Below are 15,947 nucleotides of genomic sequence, written 5' to 3'. Positions count from 1 at the left end.
ATAATGTCAGCAAATAATATCACTTTTATTCTACATAAACCTCAGCTCTCAGAAAATATTGGTGCTTGTGCTAGAGGGATGAAGAATTTTAATTTTCAAAAATTATCTGTTATTGATCCAAAACCTATTTTTCCAAATGATAAAATTTTAGCAACTTCAGTTGGTGCTAAAAATATTATTAATAAAAGTAAAGTTTTTGATCAATTAGAACCTGCATTAAAAAATATAGATTATGTGATTGCAACATCTGCAAGATTTAGAAATAAAAATATTAAACACATTCAATTGGAAGATTTAAAAAAAATCGATTTTACCAAAAAGGTAGCATTTCTCTTTGGATCTGAGGCTTCAGGATTATCGAATAATGAGGTAAGCTATGCAAATTATACGTTACAAATCCCAACTAATCCTGAATTTAAATCTTTAAATTTATCTCACAGTCTAATTATTATTGCCCAATATGTTTCAAGCATCATAAAATCTAAGACTTCTGATTTTAAAAAATCTAAAAAGGTTAAATCTGCCTCTAAAAAAGAGGTACATTCAATGACCAATCTATGTATTCAAAACTTAGATGAAATAAACTTTTTTAAACCAAAAGAGAAGAAACCTATTATGTTGGAAAACTTGAGAAATATTTTCTATAGAATGGACTTATCGTCCAAGGAAACACGTATATTAGCTAGTGTATTTGCTAGTTTAGGTAAAAAACGTTGATTGACAAAATAGCCTGTAAGCTTATAAACCCCAATATCAAATGACAAAAAGATTAAACTCTAAACATAAAGTAGATAGAAGATTAAAAGCTAATCTATGGGGAAGACCGAAAAGTCCTTTCAATAAAAGAGACTATGGACCAGGCCAACACGGTCAAGGTAGAAAAGGTAAGCTATCAGATTATGGAACTCAATTACAAGCTAAGCAAAAACTAAAAGCTTACTATGGCAACATTAATGAGAGACAATTTAGAAATATTTATAAAAAAGCTGTTATGCTTAAAGGTGACACTGGTGAAAACTTAATTGGTTTACTTGAAAGAAGATTAGATGCAGTCATTTACAGAGCAAAGTTTGCGACAACAGTATTTTCGTCAAGACAGTTAATTAACCATGGTCATGTTAGAGTGAATGGTAAAAAAGTTAATATTGGGAGTTACATAGTTAAAGAAGAAGATTCTATTGAAATTAGAGATAAATCTAAACAACTTGCGATTATTGATATTGCTCTTGCAAGTAAAGAAAGAGAAACTCCAGAATATATTCAAATGGATGAGAAAAACAAAAAAGTTAAATTTGTTAGAACACCTAAGTTTGAAGAAGTTCCTTATCCAATCGTAATGGAGCCAAACCTAGTTATTGAGTACTATTCAAGATAGAGCAAACTCAATCTTTATATTTCAAGTCTATAGTTACTATTAAAAGTTTTAATTAAATTACTATAAAGGTAATATTAAACTAATATCAATGAAATTTTTTATAGTAACAATTATTTTATTATTTTCAGTTTTAAATAACTCTACTTTAATAGCTGCAACTGTCTTAGGCACAGGTTCGGGTGCTTTATTGGGTAATGATCTTACTGATCCTGAAGATAACGGTGTTGATAGTGGAACTAATGGCTCTAACTTTAATTGGACTTCAATAAATGCAAGTTCAAAAAAAACTTTTGCTGGTGAAGGATCATATAGTGTTTTTGATAATAATGTTTCTAGTGGTTCTGCAAAATGGTGTTGTGATAATCCTACTCAATGGATCTATGTTCAATTATCTCAATCATATGTTTTGTCTCATTTTACAATAACTTCTGGTAATGATGCAGCTGGTAGAGACCCTGATATATGGAAGATACAAGGCTCTAATAATGGATCAAATTGGACAGATATTTATTCATACAGCAGCAATGGTAATTCTCCATTTAGTGCCCGTCATCAGGTAATTAAATATACTGGAGCAGGAGATGATTTTGCTACTCCAGATTCATATTCTTATTTTAGATATTATGTAACGTCTACAGTATCAGGTGGTCACCAGATTAATGAGCTTGAATTTTTTGGTGACGCAGATAGCACTGCTCCAACTTTAAGTTCATCAACTCCAGCTGATAATGCAACGGGTGTAGCTGTTGACTGCAAATATAGTTCTAAACTTTAGCGAAAGTGTGGATGCAGAAAGTGGAAACATCACTTTAAAAAAAACCTCAGATAATTCAACTGTTGAGACAATTAGTGTGACAGGGGAATTAGTTTCTGGATCTGGATCTTCTCAAATAACAGTTAATCCATCTTCTACATTAGACAGCTCAACTGAATATTATGTTTTAATAGATGCCTCAGCTTTTGATGATAGTTCTAGTAATTCATATGCTGGAATAAGTTCCACAACCGCTTTAAGTTTTACCACTGCAGATGTTCAAAACCCAACTTTAAGTTCATCAACTCCAGCTGATAATGCAACAGGTGTGCTAGATGATGCAAATATTGTTTTAAACTTTAGTGAAAGTGTGGATGCAGAAAGTGGAAACATCACTTTAAAAAAAACATCAGATAATTCAACTGTTGAGACAATTAGTGTGACAGGGGATTAGTTTCTGGATCTGGATCTTCTCAAATAACAGTTAATCCATCTTCTACATTAGACAGCTCAACTGAATATTATGTTTTAATAGATGCCTCAGCTTTTGATGATAGTTCTAGTAATTCATATGCTGGAATAAGTTCCACAACTGCTTTAAGTTTTACCACTGCAGATGTGTCAAAACCCACACTTATCATTCATCATCTCCAGCTGATAATGCAACGTGTAGCGTTGAGATGCAAATATTGTTTTAAACTTTAGCGAAAGTGTGGATGCAGAAAGTGGAAACATCACTTTAAAAAAAACCTCAGATAATTCAACTGTTGAGACAATTAGTGTGACAGGGGAATTAGTTTCTGGATCTGGATCTTCTCAAATAACAGTTAATCCATCTTCTACATTAGACAGCTCAACTGAATATTATGTTTTAATAGATGCCTCAGCTTTTGATGATAGTTCTAGTAATTCATATGCTGGAATAAGTTCCACAACTGCTTTAAGTTTTACCACTGCAGATGTTCAAAACCCAACTTTAAGTTCATCAACTCCAGCTGATAATGCAACTGCTGTTGCATTAGATGCCAATATAGTTTTAAACTTTAGCGAAGCCGTTGATGCTGAAAGTGGCAATATTACTATTAAAAAAACATATGATGATAGCACTATTGAAACTATAGATGTTACAGGAGCTAAAGTAAGTGGAAGTGGGGGAACAGAAATTACAATTAATCCTGGAAATGATTTGTCTGAACAAACAGAATACTATGTGTTGATAGATGCTACTGCTTTTGATGATAATGCTGGAAATTCATATGCTGGAATATCAAGTACCACCGCTTTAAGTTTTACCACTGAAAATTCAACTACCGATCCATTGACCGATAAAGATGTTGTTGGATCAATTGATGCACAAACAGAAGCGCCAAAGAGAATTTTGCAATATGTTACAACTCCAGTAATTAATCGTATGGATTGGTTAAGACATCATAGAAAAGAAACTAATTTAACCAACCAGAATATTAAATTTCAATTTTCAAATGCAATGCTTGCATCATTATCAAATGTTATTCCAGCATCGATTGATATAAATGAAAATTTAGATTTATCAGATAATTGGTCATATTGGAGTGAAGGTAGTATTGGTGTTGGTAAAATTGGTGATACATCATCTTCTTCTTCAAAAGATATTGATAGTAACGGCATTACAATTGGAATGGATAAGAAAATTGATGAAAATAAGATGTATGGTTATGCTCTTCGATTTGGAAGAGATGAAGTTGAAGTAGGTACATCAGGGACATCATTGGATACTAATTCTTATAGTTTATCTATTTATGGAACTTTTCCTCATGAGGATGCAAAATTTCTTGACACTATTCTTGGAGTAAGTTCACTTAAAACTGATCACATTAGAAAAAATGGATCTAATACGTTAACTGGAGAAAGAAGTGGTAGACAAGTATTTGGATCAATTAACTTTAGTACAAAATATAATAAAGAAAAATTTAATATAACACCAAATGCCAGGATTGATCTTGGTTACACCGAACTATCTAATTATAGCGAAATAGGAACAGATGCTCTTACTTATGATAAACAAAAAATAGAAACAGGCATGGTATCAATTGGATTAAGATTAGATGATATTATTCAATTTAAAAGCATAACATTTAAACCAAGTGGACTTTTAGAATATGGGGCAAACTTTAGCCCTTCTTCAGATGCTACCGTTTCTTATGTTTCAGATCCAAACACTGATTACACCTTATCTATTGCTCATGAAGCAACGCATAATATAAGAGCTGGCCTTGGATTTGAGCTAATTAAAGAAAATGGTTTAACAATAATTGCTAACTATGAAAGAGATCAAAGTAACAACGCTCATAGCGATACTTTATATTTAGGAGCTAGTTATATTACAAATAGAGATACTGAATATGCAATGAAAATAGATGGGTCTGAAGATTTAAAAGCAGGATTCGATATTACAAAAAAAATAAATGGATTTGATTTAAAATTTAATGCCAATCAATCATTAAGTGAAAACTCTGATCAGACAGCTAATGTGTCTTTATCAAGATCGTTTTAATTAGTTTTTAGCTTTAAAATTTATACCTTTAGTTCAAGTAGTTTTGCTAACTCACCACTTTCGTACATTTCTTTTACGATATCACAGCCACCAACAAATTCTTTTTTAATATATAGTTGAGGGATAGTAGGCCAGTCACTAAAAATTTTAATTCCTTCTCTAATATTTTGATCTTCTAAAACATTTACACTTTGAAAATTTACTTCAAGAAGTTTTAACATATTTGTTACAGCCATTGAAAAACCACATTGAGGAGCATCAGGTGTTCCTTTCATAAATAAACATACTTCATTATTATCAATATGATTTTGAATTAAATTTTTTGTATTATCGTCCATTATTGTTCCTTTGTTTTAATTGCTAAGGCATGTAATTCATTTCCCATTTTACCTTTAAGAGAATTGTATACCATTTTATGTTGTTCAATTTTGCTTTTACCTGAAAATTGAGCAGAAGTTACTGTTGCTGAATAGTGATTACCATCTCCTGCTAAATCTTGAATTTCAACAGTAGCATCAGTTAATGCTTCTTTAATTAAACTCTCAATTTCTTTTAAATCCATTGCCATTATTTACTCATATAGTTAGTTAACCAACTTGTATTAGATGTTCTTAATTCGTCAATTGATACTTTTGTCTTTTCATTAATAAACAATTGATCTTCATTAATTTTCCAAGTTCATCAAAATGAACAGCATTTTTTTTAAGAATATCAGTCACTTTTTTAAGATCTTCTTTAGCTAACTTCAATTATGTATCTGCCTTGATCTTCAGCAAAGAAATATTCAATTTCATTGATTAAATATTTTGGTTTTTTAAGATTAATTCCTTTATTGCCTTTAATACACATTTTACTTACAGCAGTTATTATTCCTCCAATTGATACATCATGAGCACTTTTAATTAAACCACTATCAATTAAGCTTTAATAATGTTTCACCATTATTTTTTTCATTAAATAGATTAATCTCTGGTGGAGGACCATTTTTTTCATCTAAAATATTTCTTGCAAATAAACTTTGATCAATATGACCTTCAGTTTTTCCAATAACTAAAACGATATTATCAATTTCTTTAAAATCCATTGTAATCATTTTTTTATAATCTTTAATTAAACCAACACCACCAATAGATGGAGTAGGTTTAATTCCTTCTTCTTTTGTTTGATTATAAAAAGATACATTTCCAGAAACGACTGGAAATTTTAAATATTCAGCAGCTTCACCAATACCTTGAACACATTCAACAAACTCACCCATATTTTCTTCATTTTCAGGACTACCAAAGTTCAAGCAATTTGTAATAGCAACTGGTTTTGCACCAACAGAAATTAAGATTTCTAAAACTTTCACAAACAACTTGTTTTCCACCTGTTAGAGGATGTGCCCAACAATAAACAGCAGAATGATCAACTGATGCTGCAACTGCTTTATCAGTTCCATGAACTCGAACAACACCAGAGTCTCCACCAGGTTTTTGAATAGTATCACCCATAACTGTATGATCGTATTGTTGCCAAATCCATTCTTTACTACAAACATTTGGATGAGATAAAACTTTTTTTAAGACATCAATAATTTTTAAATTTTTAAGATCTTCTTTTTTAATTTTATTTTTTTTAGGTAGTTTTGCTTTTTTCCATTTACGGTCATACATAGGTGAGTTTTCAACTAATGTATTAACTGGAATATCTGCAACTTGTTGATCATCAAAATAAAGCTCAATTTTTTTAGAATTAGTTGTTTTGCCAATTACAGCAAAATCTAAATTCCATTTATCAAATATCTTTTTAGCTTGATCTTCTTTGCCATTTTCTAAAACAATCAACATTCTTTCTTGGCTTTCAGATAAGCATAATTTCATAAGGAGTCATTTTGCTTCTCTACATGGAACTTTATTTAAATTAATTTCAATTCCAAGATTTCCTTTTGAAGCCATTTCAATACTTGATGAAGTAAGTCCAGCTGCCCCCATATCTTGAATAGCTATAATTGAGTCTCCTGCCATTAATTCTAAGACAAGCTTCAAGTAATAATTTTTCAGTAAAAGGATCACCAACTTGAACAGTTGGTTTTTTTTCTTCAATTTTTTCATCAAAACTAGCTGACGCCATACTTGCACCATGAATTCCATCACGACCAGTTTTTGAACCTACATAAATAACAGGTTTATTTAATCCTGCAGCTTTTGAGTAGAAAATCTTATCTTTTTTAACTAACCCTAAAGTCATAGCATTTACTAAGATATTACCGTTATACGAGCTATCAAAGTTTGTTTGACCAGCAATGGTTGGAACACCCATACAATTACCATATCCGCCAATACCATGAACTACACCTCTTAATAAATTTTTAGTTTTTTTATGTTGAGGTGAACCAAAATGAATAGAGTTTAAATTAGCAATAGGACGTGCTCCCATTGTAAATACATCCCTCATAATTCCACCAACACCTGTTGCAGCACCTTGGTAAGGTTCAATAAAAGAAGGGTGGTTGTGACTTTCAATTTTAAATACAATTGCATCATCATCACCAATATCAACAACTCCAGCATTTTCTCCTGGTCCTTGAATGACTTGTTTTCCTTTTGTTGGTAATTTTTTTAAATGAAGTCTTGAAGATTTATATGAACAATGTTCATTCCACATAGCTGAGAAAATACCAAGTTCAGTAATATTTGGAGTTCTCTTAAGTAGTTCACAAATTTTAGCATACTCATCTTTTTTAAGACCATGATCTATAGCTACTTGTTCGTTTACGATCATTTAAGATTATTAATTAAATTATTAAAAAAAAGAGAACCATCTTCACCCGAAAGAGAAGGGTCAATCATTCTTTCAGGATGAGGCATCATCCCTAAAACATTTTTTTCTTTATTAAATATACCTGCAATATTTTTAATAGATCCATTAGGATTAAATTTTCTTCAATTGAACCTTCTTTATCACAATAATTAATTGCAACTTGCTCATTATCTTCAATTTCTTTTAATTGGTCATTTGTACAAAAATAGTTTCCTTCATTATGAGCTATATGAAATTCTAAAACATCATTATCAATATTTTTAAAGTAAGTATTTTGTTTATTATTAATTTTAACAAATACATTTTTACAAATAAATTCTAAGTATTTATTTCTTAGTAAAACACCAGGAACCAAACCTGTTTCAACTAAAATTTGAAAACCATTACAAATTCCCATAACCATTCCACCAGAGTTTGCAAAATTAATTACAGATTTCATTATTTTGATTTGAGGCCATACTTCCACATCTTAAATAATCACCATAAGAAAAACCACCAGGCAAAACTACCAAATCACTTTTTGGTAATTCAACATCATCATGCCAAACCATTTTATTTTTAAAGCCAAATTTTTTTAAAGCTACATCCATATCTCTATCACAATTAGAACCAGGAAATGTAATAACAGATGATTTCATTAATTATTGTGCATCAATAATTTTATAATTTTCAATAACAAGATTAGCTAAAAGTTTTTTGCACATTTCTTCAACTTTATCTTTAGCTTTTTTAGGATCACTTTCTTTTGTATCTATTTCAAAATACTTACCTTGTCTTACTTCATTGATATCATCTAAAACCCATACCATCTAACGTTTGATGAATAACTTTACCTTGAGGATCAAGCACATCTTTTTTAAGAGTAATAATTACAGAAATTTTCATTTTCGCTTTCTTTTAACTGAAGATAATTTTGTTACATTAACTGCGGAAAGGTTTGATTGTTCATGAAGTATACCAAGTCTTTTAGCAACTTCTGTATAAGCAGGAATTAGATCACCTAAATTTTTTCTAAATCTATCTTTATCTAATTTTTTATCAGTAATACTGTCCCAAAGTCTGCAGGTATCAGGGCTAATTTCATCAGCTAGAATAACTTCCTCTCTTACCATTAACCTTAAGTCTTCCAAATTCTAATTTAAAATCTATTAACTTAATTCCAACTCCTCTAAACATACCGATCATAAAGTCATTAATTCTTAAAATCATTTTTTTAACTTTTTCTATTTCTTTTTTTGAGGCCCAATCAAAAGCTAAAATATGCTCTTCTGCTATTAATGGATCTCCTAATTTGTCATCTTTTAAGCAATACTCAATAAGTGGTTCTTTTAAAACTGTTCCATCTTCAATTCCTAATCTTTTAGTAATAGATCCGGTTGCAACATTTCTTACAATGAATTCAATTGGAATAATTTCAACTAACTTAATAACTTGTTCTCTCATATTAAGTCTTTTTACTAAATGATTTTTAATTCCTATTTGAGATAAGGTTTGAAAGAATATGTTCTGAAATTCTATTATTTAAAACACCTTTACCTTCAATAGTAGATTTTTTTTGGTTATTAAATGCAGTGGCATCATCTTTAAAATACTGAATAACTAAATTTTTATCATTTGTTGCGTAAATGATTTTAGCTTTTCCTTCGTATAGTTTTTTTCCTTTTTTCATTATTTAAAAACTCTTCTAAAGATGAAATTCACATTTTTAAAGTGTTTTGCATAACTAAATATCGATTTTAGTTTTTTAGGTGTGATTTTACTCATAATCAATTTATCAGAACTAATCACATCAAATAAATCTAGATTTTCAGCAAAACATTTTTTAGCATAATTTTGAACCATCTTGTAAGATTGCTCTCTACTTAATCCAGATTTAGTTAACTCTAACATAACTTCTTGTGAAAAAATTAATCCTTTGGTGATATTTAAATTTTCTAACATTTTTTTAGGGTAAACAATCATGTTATCTAAAATATTAGTTAACCTAACTAATGCAAAATCAGTTGTAATATTTGCATCGGGTCCAATATTTCTTTCAACACTAGAATGAGAAATATCTCTTTCATGCCACAGTGCAATATTTTCTAAAGCAGGAATTACTGCACTTCTAACCATTCTTGCAAGTCCTGTTAAATTTTCACTTAATATTGGATTTTTTTTATGGGGCATTGCTGAAGAACCTTTTTGATTTTTTGAAAAGAATTCTTGTAATTCATAAACTTCAGTTCTTTGTAAATGTCTAATCTCAACTGCAACTCTTTCAATTGATCCCGCAATGATACCTAACACTGAAAAATAAAATGCATGTCTGTCTCTTGGTATCACTTGTGTTGAAATTGGTTCAACTTTTAACCCTAGTTTCTTTGCAACATGTTTTTCTACATTAGGGTTGATATTAGCAAAAGTTCCAACGGCACCAGATATTGCGCATGTTGATACTTCATCAATAGCATCAACTAATCTTTTTCTATTTCGTTTAAATTCTTCGTAAAACGAAGCCAATTTTAGACCAAAGGTAACAGGTTCAGCATGAATACCGTGACTTCTTCCCATACAAGGAGTAAATTTATATTTTTTAGCCTGTTTTTTTAGAACTTTTAAAATTTGATCGATGTCTTTTAATATGATTTTACCTGATTGGACCATTTGAATATTAAAACTTGTGTCCAATACATCTGACGAAGTCATTCCTTGGTGCAAATATCTAGCTTTAATTCCTGCTTTTTCAGTAACAGAAGTTAGAAAGGCTATAACATCATGTTTAACTTCAGATTCAATTTTATGAATTCTACTTACGTTAATTTTAGCTTTTTTTCTTACAACTGATGCAACTCCCTTTGGAATTTGACCAAGTTTTTCCATAGCTTCAGCAGCTGCAACCTCTACATCTAGCCAAATTTTGTATTTGTTCTCTTCTGACCAAATGTCAGTTAGTTCTTTTCGCGAGTATCTTTTAATCATTAATTATAAGTATGGAGGCTTTGAATAACCTTTAGCAGATTCTGTAAAAATTTCATAACCATTTTCAGTAATTCCTAACGTATGTTCAAATTGTGCTGATAAAGATTTATCTTTTGTAACAGCAGTCCAACCATCATTTAACATTTTAACATCATATTTACCTGTATTAATCATAGGCTCAATTGTAAAAGTCATACCAGGTCTTAAATCCATTCCAGAGTTTTTACTTCCATAATGTAAAATATTAGGGGGCTCGTGAAAAGTTGTACTAATCCCATGCCCACAAAAATCTCGAACAACTGAAAAACCTTTTTCTTCAACGAATGATTGAATTTCATACCCTATATCACCCAATCTAATTCCAGGCTTTAAAATTTTGATAGCTCTCATCATAGACTCGTGTGTTGTATCGATAAGATTATTTAATTTAATAGATGTATTTCCAATTGAGAACATTCTACTAGTGTCTCCATAATGTTCATCAACGATAGCTGTTACATCCACATTAATTGCATCACCATCTCTTAAAATTCTATCTGAAGGAATACCGTGGCATACAACATGATTTAAAGATGTGCATAACGATTTTATAAACCCTCTATAATAAAGTGGAGCAGAGTACCCTCCATTATCTCTGATAAATTCATAACCCAATTTATCAATGTGATCGGTTGATACACCTTCTTTAATATTATCAGTTAACATATCTAGAGTTTGAGCTGCTAACTTTCCAGCAACTCTCATTTTTTCAAATTTTTCTTTATAATCAGGCATGAATAATTTTTAGTTTTTTATCTATAAAAATTCTTTTAGAACTTATATCACATCTATAAGCTAAAAACTTAACTCCTGCTTTTTTTGCTATTAAATAATTGTTATAATATTCACTATCAATATCTTTAGCTATTTTAAATTTCTCCATATTTTGGATTTGAACTAAAAATAATAAGTAGCTTTTATAACCTTTTTTTATGGCATCAATAAGAGTAAGTAGGTGTTTAGTCCCACGTGCTGTTACTGCATCTGGAAATTCTGCTGTATCTTTATTTCTAAAGAGAGTAACATTTTTAACTTCTACGAAGCTTTTTTGTTTATTTTTCTCTATCAGAAAATCAAATCTAGTCTCTTTGTTAAAAAATACCTCTGGTTTAATTAGGTCACTATTTTTTATTTCTTTAATAAGGTTATTTTCTAAAGCATGTTGAGCTATTCTATTAGCCATATGAGTATTTACACCAACAAGATTTTTTCTAGTCTTTATAATTTCTAAACCATATTTAAGTTTTCTTTTAGGATCATTATTTGGAAGTAAATAAACATCATTTCCTTCATCTAGGAGACCTTTCATTGACCCAGTATTTGGACAATGAGCTGTAACGACTTCTTTGTTTAACTGAACGTCAGTAAAGAATCTTTTATATCGTTTGATTAATTTGCCTTTTATTAAAGACTTGGTAAATTCCATTTCTAAATTATACATTTAAAATGACTAAAAACACAAAAGTTAATGCCGCAATATTAATTATTGGTAATGAAATTTTATCAGGCAGAACTCAAGACACTAATACTTCAACATTGGCAACTTGGCTAAATTCTATTGGAGTTAAAGTGGGAGAGGTTAGGGTTATACCTGATATTGAAAAGACAATAATTGATACACTTAATTTATTAAAGACAACTTATGATTATGTTTTTACCACAGGAGGTATCGGTCCTACTCACGATGATATTACTGCTGAATCTGTTTCAAAAGCATTTGGGTTAAAATATGAAATACATAAAGAGGCATTATAAAATATTAGAGGCCTATTATAAGCCAGGTGAATTTAATGAGGGTAGGCAAAAAATGGTTTGGATGCCAGAAAATGCTAATTTAATTCTAAACCCTACTAGTGGTGCCCCTGGTTTTAGTGTTGAAAACGTGTTTTGTTTACCGGGTGTTCCATCAATATTAAAATCAATGTTAGGCGGGTTAACTAATAGTATTGTTGGAGGAAAACCTATTTTAAGTTTAACGATTAGCTTAAGAACTGTTGAAAGTGAAATTGCAAACTCTTTAACAAAAGTGCAAGATCAAAACAAAGATGTTGAAATTGGAAGCTATCCATTTTTTCAAGCAGGAAAGTTAGGTGTTTCAATTGTAATTAGATCTGAAGATCAATCTAAAATTGATAATTGTAATTCTCAAATTTTAAAATTTGTGAATGATAAAAAAATTGAAGTAGTGGATCGGTAAATGCTTTATTTTGCTTATGGAAGTAACCTTCATCATTTTCAAATGAAGCGAAGATGCAAAGATAGTATTTATTTAAAAAAAATAAATTTAAAAGACTTTAAACTAACCTTTAGAAGCAAATATAGAGCAGCAGATATTGAGCCTAAAAAAAATTCAATTGTTCCAGGGGGATTATTTGAAATTTCAAAAAGTGATGAAAAAAAACTTGATGTTTATGAAGATTATCCAATATTGTATAAGAAACATTATTTTTATTATTATGGTAAAAAAGTAATGACTTACACTATGGTTAAAAAAACAGCTTTTAAATTTCCAACTGAAAGATATTTGAATATTGTTAAAAGGGGCTACCAAGATTGCAAATTAGATAAAAAAATCCTTATCAAAGCATTAAAATCATAAACTTAAATCATCCTATTTCTTAACTTTTTTAAAGTTGATGAAAATTAGAAAATTAATATATTGAACAATTATTATGCCTTTATTAAATGAAAAATTAAAAATGATATCCTGTTCTGATTTCAGGTCATTCTTAAAAAAAATGATTAATGATAAAATTGAAAAAGAATGGACTGAAAATTTTGTTGAAAATTTAAATTTTATAATGGTTTCAAGAAATACAATCAAAAGAAGATACGAAGATAAAGGAATAGATATCATTAAGCTTATAAATGATGTTAGTTATTACAAGCATGTTAAAAAAAGAGTTAATTCTAGAGGTAATTTAGAATTTCAACATAAATATTAGCCACTAAAAATATATTTTGTTTTTGATTTATATAATCAAATTGGGTTTTTTTTAATTATAAATCTTTTTTTCCCAAATTAACTTTTGTAATAAAAAGCTAATGAATAAAATTTCAATTAAATTTATTTTACTATTATTTTTTTTAAATTCTTGTGCTGGTATGCCAAAATATAGCTCAATACCTGTCAATCCTAATGATGTGTGTGATATTTTTAGTCAAAAAACTCACTGGTATTTTCACTCAAAAAAATCTGAAGAAAAGTGGGGAACCCCAGTTCATGTTCAAATGGCAATCATTCATGGTGAGTCAGGATTTAATTTTATTGCACGACCTGGAAGAAAAACATTATTAAATAATAATAAGCCATATAAAAGATTATCCTCTGCATTTGGATATGCTCAAGTTTTAGATGGAACATGGAAAATGTATAAAAAAGAAACAGGAAAAAAAATTGCCATAAGAAATAGCTTTAAAGACAGCACTGATTTCATTGGTTGGTATACCTCAAAATCCAATTCAATATTAAAGATTTCACAAAAAGATGTTTACAACCAGTATTTAGCTTACCATCAAGGATGGGGTGGTTATAAAAAGGGTGTAAAAAAACAAGCAATTAAAAATTATGCTCAAAGAGTTTCTAAACAAGCTACAAAGTATAAGAGTCAACTAAATGACTGTAGAACTAATTTAGAAGAAAAAGTTAAAAAGATAAAAACTGATAATGAAAAAAAGACGTAAACCCTAAAGATAAAATAAAAAAATTTTACTTATTCCTCTTGTTCATTTATAAATATTAGCATAAACACTCATGAAATTCATTAATGCCCTCGTGGTGAAATTGGTAGACACAAAGGACTTAAAATCCTTGCCGCTTGCGGAGTGCCAGTTCGAGTCTGGCCGAGGGCACCACTAAATGAGCAAGCTTCAGATAATTTCTGATAAAAATAAAAAATCCCTAAGTATAAAAAAGCTATTAATTAATAAAATTAAAAGTCATCAATTCAAACAAAATAACCTTGTGATTGTCATTGGTGGTGATGGTTTTATGCTTCAAACTTTGAAGAAAAATAAAAATTCAAACAAACAATTTTATGGAATTAACTCAGGAAATTATGGTTTCTTAATGAATAAATTTTCAACTGAAAATATTATTAAAAATTTAGACAAAGCACATATGATTTCTATCTCACCACTAGAAATGACTGTAAAAAATAATAATAATCAAGTTAGAAAATCATTAGCTATTAATGAAGTATCTATTTTAAGACAAAGTAGACAAGCTGCCTCTTTATCTATCAAACATGGATCTAAACAAATAATAAAAAAACTTGTTTCTGATGGTGTACTTGTATCAACACCCGCAGGTAGTACAGCTTACAATTTATCAGTGCATGGACCTATACTTAGTTTAAATTCTAAAAAATTATCAATTGCTCCAATAAGTCCATTTAGACCTAGAAGATGGAAGGGTAAAATAGTTAATGATAAATTAAAGATTGTAATCACAAACTTAAATCCATCCAAAAGACCAATTAGTGCTGTTGCAGATAATTTAGAAGTTAGAAATGCTAAATCAATTATAGTAAAGACCAATAATAAGATTAAATTTAATCTTCTCTATGATAAAAGCAGAAGTTTACAAAAAAAAATTAAAATTGAACAATTAAGAAGAGAAACTACTTAACATAAAGTGCCAACAAAAGAACAAATCACTAAATTTAAGACGTGCAATGACTATGAGGTTCATGCCTCTAACAAGTAAATTTGATCACAATTTTATTTTTGATAGCAAGCCATCATTTAAGATTAATAAAATTTATCCTGTAAGAAATTAAAGAAGCAGTGGTGCTGTAATTTAAATATAATTAATCGATATTAATCTTAAAATATTCAATATCGACACATCTTTTAAGTTATGATAGGAATCAAAATTAATATGAAATATTTAATAAACATAATATCAATTTTATTTATTTTCATAATCTTAGGTGGTTGCGCGTCCATAACAGAGTCCAAAAATCAATCAATGTCAGTTACTACTGGAGAAGTTACAGGTGCAATGTGTACATTATCAAATTCAAAAGGAAGTTATTATGTAAATACACCTGGATCAGTGATGGTAAGAAATGCTTGTGATCAGTTATCTATCTCGTGCGCTAAAGAAGGATATGTTCCTGCTAACCCTGCTGCTGGAACGGTTCAAGATAAAGCCAAAAATATGGCTTGGGGCAATCTTGTATTTGGTGGAATAATTGGGCTTGCTGTTGACAGAACTACTGGTGCTGGATGTCAGTATCCACAGCAAAATATTTTTTACCCAATGAAAAAAGCAGCACAATAAATTTAATAATATAAATATTCTTTGACATATTATCAAAGCAACAGATTTTAAAAAATTTAACACAAATTTACTTTTCAAAAACTCTGTCAATTTATTAAGTGATGGTGCCCCCGCACGGATTCGAACCGCGGACCTATTGATTACAAATCAATTGCTCTACCAACTGAGCTACAAGGGCATGCGCAATAACTATTAA

The 15,947-nt window shown here is 29.6% G+C and carries 19 protein-coding genes, 2 tRNA genes and 3 pseudogenes; 13 read left to right on the top strand and 11 right to left on the bottom strand.

Translation table 11 applies throughout. From position 1 onward, the window contains the following. Positions 1–3: 3 nt before the first annotated feature. From Q0X98_RS05650 to Q0X98_RS05630, 5 genes are all read left to right on the top strand, one after another. Positions 4–717 carry an RNA methyltransferase gene (locus Q0X98_RS05650; RefSeq protein ID WP_297681989.1) on the top strand — a complete coding sequence of 238 codons (714 nt, stop codon included), beginning with the start codon at positions 4–6 and terminating at the stop codon, positions 715–717. Between the two features lie 40 nt (positions 718–757). Further along, entirely contained in the window at positions 758–1,375 is a 618-nt protein-coding gene (rpsD, locus tag Q0X98_RS05645; RefSeq protein ID WP_271507578.1) for a 30S ribosomal protein S4, read from the top strand. A gap of 88 nt (positions 1,376–1,463) precedes the next feature. Further along, positions 1,464–2,150 (top strand): discoidin domain-containing protein, encoded by a 687-nt coding sequence (locus tag Q0X98_RS05640; RefSeq protein ID WP_297681988.1) that lies wholly within the window; start codon positions 1,464–1,466, stop codon positions 2,148–2,150. Next, a complete protein-coding gene (locus Q0X98_RS05635) occupies positions 2,122–2,583 on the top strand; it encodes an Ig-like domain-containing protein (protein ID WP_297681987.1) in 462 nt (153 codons plus the stop codon). The genes Q0X98_RS05640 and Q0X98_RS05635 overlap by 29 nt, the downstream gene beginning before the upstream one ends. Positions 2,584–2,841: 258 nt before the next feature. After that, entirely contained in the window at positions 2,842–4,662 is a 1,821-nt protein-coding gene (locus Q0X98_RS05630) for an autotransporter domain-containing protein (protein WP_297681986.1), read from the top strand. A gap of 20 nt (positions 4,663–4,682) precedes the next feature. Here the strand turns inward: Q0X98_RS05630 and grxD are convergent, their stop codons facing one another. From grxD to sfsA, 10 genes and pseudogenes are all read right to left on the bottom strand, one after another. After that, a complete protein-coding gene (grxD, locus tag Q0X98_RS05625; protein WP_297681985.1) occupies positions 4,683–5,000 on the bottom strand; it encodes a Grx4 family monothiol glutaredoxin in 318 nt (105 codons plus the stop codon). Continuing rightward, positions 5,000–5,230: a BolA/IbaG family iron-sulfur metabolism protein gene (locus Q0X98_RS05620; protein ID WP_320415278.1), complete on the bottom strand. Its 231-nt coding sequence runs from the start codon at positions 5,228–5,230 to the stop codon at positions 5,000–5,002. Before Q0X98_RS05620 ends, grxD begins: the two co-directional genes overlap by 1 nt. Continuing rightward, a pseudogene (purL, locus tag Q0X98_RS05615) lies at positions 5,230–7,425 on the bottom strand (phosphoribosylformylglycinamidine synthase subunit PurL). Before purL ends, Q0X98_RS05620 begins: the two are co-directional and overlap by 1 nt. After that, a pseudogene (purQ, locus tag Q0X98_RS05610) lies at positions 7,422–8,102 on the bottom strand (phosphoribosylformylglycinamidine synthase I). Before purQ ends, purL begins: the two co-directional pseudogenes overlap by 4 nt. A 3-nt stretch (positions 8,103–8,105) precedes the next feature. Next, positions 8,106–8,273, bottom strand: coding sequence for a phosphoribosylformylglycinamidine synthase subunit PurS (gene purS / locus Q0X98_RS05605; protein WP_297681983.1), 168 nt, complete (start codon positions 8,271–8,273; stop codon positions 8,106–8,108). Then, a complete protein-coding gene (locus Q0X98_RS05600) occupies positions 8,254–8,349 on the bottom strand; it encodes a phosphoribosylformylglycinamidine synthase subunit PurS (RefSeq protein WP_297681982.1) in 96 nt (31 codons plus the stop codon). The genes purS and Q0X98_RS05600 overlap by 20 nt, the downstream gene beginning before the upstream one ends. Further along, positions 8,346–9,133, bottom strand: a pseudogene (purC, locus tag Q0X98_RS05595) (phosphoribosylaminoimidazolesuccinocarboxamide synthase). The gene Q0X98_RS05600 and the pseudogene purC overlap by 4 nt, the downstream one beginning before the upstream one ends. After that, a complete protein-coding gene (gene purB, locus Q0X98_RS05590; RefSeq protein ID WP_297681981.1) occupies positions 9,133–10,425 on the bottom strand; it encodes an adenylosuccinate lyase in 1,293 nt (430 codons plus the stop codon). The pseudogene purC and the gene purB overlap by 1 nt, the downstream one beginning before the upstream one ends. A 3-nt stretch (positions 10,426–10,428) precedes the next feature. Further along, complete coding sequence (gene map, locus Q0X98_RS05585; protein ID WP_297681980.1) at positions 10,429–11,199, bottom strand: type I methionyl aminopeptidase; 771 nt, start codon at positions 11,197–11,199, stop codon at positions 10,429–10,431. Then, positions 11,192–11,890 (bottom strand): DNA/RNA nuclease SfsA, encoded by a 699-nt coding sequence (sfsA, locus tag Q0X98_RS05580; protein WP_297682052.1) that lies wholly within the window; start codon positions 11,888–11,890, stop codon positions 11,192–11,194. Before sfsA ends, map begins: the two co-directional genes overlap by 8 nt. A gap of 20 nt (positions 11,891–11,910) precedes the next feature. Here sfsA and Q0X98_RS05575 point away from each other — a divergent pair, with 20 nt between their 5' ends. The 8 genes from Q0X98_RS05575 (at position 11,911) to Q0X98_RS05540 (ending at position 15,751) form a co-directional block, all read left to right on the top strand. Next, on the top strand, positions 11,911–12,219 hold the full coding sequence (locus tag Q0X98_RS05575; protein WP_297681979.1) for a molybdopterin-binding protein: 309 nt from the start codon (positions 11,911–11,913) through the stop codon (positions 12,217–12,219). Next, positions 12,194–12,661 carry a hypothetical protein gene (locus Q0X98_RS05570; RefSeq protein ID WP_297681978.1) on the top strand — a complete coding sequence of 156 codons (468 nt, stop codon included), beginning with the start codon at positions 12,194–12,196 and terminating at the stop codon, positions 12,659–12,661. The genes Q0X98_RS05575 and Q0X98_RS05570 overlap by 26 nt, the downstream gene beginning before the upstream one ends. Beyond that, positions 12,662–13,063 carry a gamma-glutamylcyclotransferase family protein gene (locus Q0X98_RS05565; RefSeq protein WP_297681977.1) on the top strand — a complete coding sequence of 134 codons (402 nt, stop codon included), beginning with the start codon at positions 12,662–12,664 and terminating at the stop codon, positions 13,061–13,063. It begins immediately after the preceding gene. Between the two features lie 139 nt (positions 13,064–13,202). Then, a complete protein-coding gene (locus tag Q0X98_RS05560) occupies positions 13,203–13,409 on the top strand; it encodes a hypothetical protein (RefSeq protein WP_297681976.1) in 207 nt (68 codons plus the stop codon). A 100-nt stretch (positions 13,410–13,509) separates the two neighbouring features. Next, a complete protein-coding gene (locus Q0X98_RS05555) occupies positions 13,510–14,148 on the top strand; it encodes a lytic transglycosylase (RefSeq protein WP_297681975.1) in 639 nt (212 codons plus the stop codon). Between the two features lie 85 nt (positions 14,149–14,233). Then, positions 14,234–14,319 (top strand) — tRNA-Leu (locus tag Q0X98_RS05550). A gap of 4 nt (positions 14,320–14,323) precedes the next feature. Next, positions 14,324–15,094 carry an NAD kinase gene (locus Q0X98_RS05545; RefSeq protein WP_297681974.1) on the top strand — a complete coding sequence of 257 codons (771 nt, stop codon included), beginning with the start codon at positions 14,324–14,326 and terminating at the stop codon, positions 15,092–15,094. 252 nt (positions 15,095–15,346) lie between these two features. Beyond that, positions 15,347–15,751, top strand: a complete 405-nt coding sequence (locus Q0X98_RS05540; RefSeq protein WP_297681973.1) for a hypothetical protein — start codon at positions 15,347–15,349, stop codon at positions 15,749–15,751. Between the two features lie 102 nt (positions 15,752–15,853). Here the strand turns inward: Q0X98_RS05540 and Q0X98_RS05535 are convergent. Continuing rightward, positions 15,854–15,929: transfer RNA gene (locus tag Q0X98_RS05535), tRNA-Thr, on the bottom strand. Positions 15,930–15,947: the final 18 nt, after the last annotated feature.

The organism is uncultured Candidatus Pelagibacter sp. (genome assembly GCF_943788075.1).
Classification (GTDB): domain Bacteria; phylum Pseudomonadota; class Alphaproteobacteria; order Pelagibacterales; family Pelagibacteraceae; genus Pelagibacter.
The sequence above is the reverse complement of the archived record's forward strand: the minus strand, read 5'-3'. Positions and strand labels throughout refer to the sequence as shown.

What these genes read in the sequence shown, in the direction of transcription:
- Q0X98_RS05650 (WP_297681989.1), top strand. Translation starts at nt 4, where the DNA reads ATGTCAGCAAATAATATCACTTTTATTCTACATAAACCTCAGCTCTCA.
- rpsD (WP_271507578.1), top strand. Translation starts at nt 758, where the DNA reads ATGACAAAAAGATTAAACTCTAAACATAAAGTAGATAGAAGATTAAAA.
- Q0X98_RS05640 (WP_297681988.1), top strand. Translation starts at nt 1,464, where the DNA reads ATGAAATTTTTTATAGTAACAATTATTTTATTATTTTCAGTTTTAAAT.
- grxD (WP_297681985.1), bottom strand. Translation starts at nt 5,000, where the DNA reads ATGGACGATAATACAAAAAATTTAATTCAAAATCATATTGATAATAAT.
- Q0X98_RS05620 (WP_320415278.1), bottom strand. Translation starts at nt 5,230, where the DNA reads ATGGCAATGGATTTAAAAGAAATTGAGAGTTTAATTAAAGAAGCATTA.
- purS (WP_297681983.1), bottom strand. Translation starts at nt 8,273, where the DNA reads ATGGTATGGGTTTTAGATGATATCAATGAAGTAAGACAAGGTAAGTAT.
- Q0X98_RS05600 (WP_297681982.1), bottom strand. Translation starts at nt 8,349, where the DNA reads ATGAAAATTTCTGTAATTATTACTCTTAAAAAAGATGTGCTTGATCCT.
- purB (WP_297681981.1), bottom strand. Translation starts at nt 10,425, where the DNA reads ATGATTAAAAGATACTCGCGAAAAGAACTAACTGACATTTGGTCAGAA.
- map (WP_297681980.1), bottom strand. Translation starts at nt 11,199, where the DNA reads ATGCCTGATTATAAAGAAAAATTTGAAAAAATGAGAGTTGCTGGAAAG.
- sfsA (WP_297682052.1), bottom strand. Translation starts at nt 11,890, where the DNA reads ATGGAATTTACCAAGTCTTTAATAAAAGGCAAATTAATCAAACGATAT.
- Q0X98_RS05575 (WP_297681979.1), top strand. Translation starts at nt 11,911, where the DNA reads ATGACTAAAAACACAAAAGTTAATGCCGCAATATTAATTATTGGTAAT.
- Q0X98_RS05570 (WP_297681978.1), top strand. Translation starts at nt 12,194, where the DNA reads ATGAAATACATAAAGAGGCATTATAAAATATTAGAGGCCTATTATAAG.
- Q0X98_RS05565 (WP_297681977.1), top strand. Translation starts at nt 12,662, where the DNA reads ATGCTTTATTTTGCTTATGGAAGTAACCTTCATCATTTTCAAATGAAG.
- Q0X98_RS05560 (WP_297681976.1), top strand. Translation starts at nt 13,203, where the DNA reads ATGATTAATGATAAAATTGAAAAAGAATGGACTGAAAATTTTGTTGAA.
- Q0X98_RS05555 (WP_297681975.1), top strand. Translation starts at nt 13,510, where the DNA reads ATGAATAAAATTTCAATTAAATTTATTTTACTATTATTTTTTTTAAAT.
- Q0X98_RS05545 (WP_297681974.1), top strand. Translation starts at nt 14,324, where the DNA reads ATGAGCAAGCTTCAGATAATTTCTGATAAAAATAAAAAATCCCTAAGT.
- Q0X98_RS05540 (WP_297681973.1), top strand. Translation starts at nt 15,347, where the DNA reads ATGAAATATTTAATAAACATAATATCAATTTTATTTATTTTCATAATC.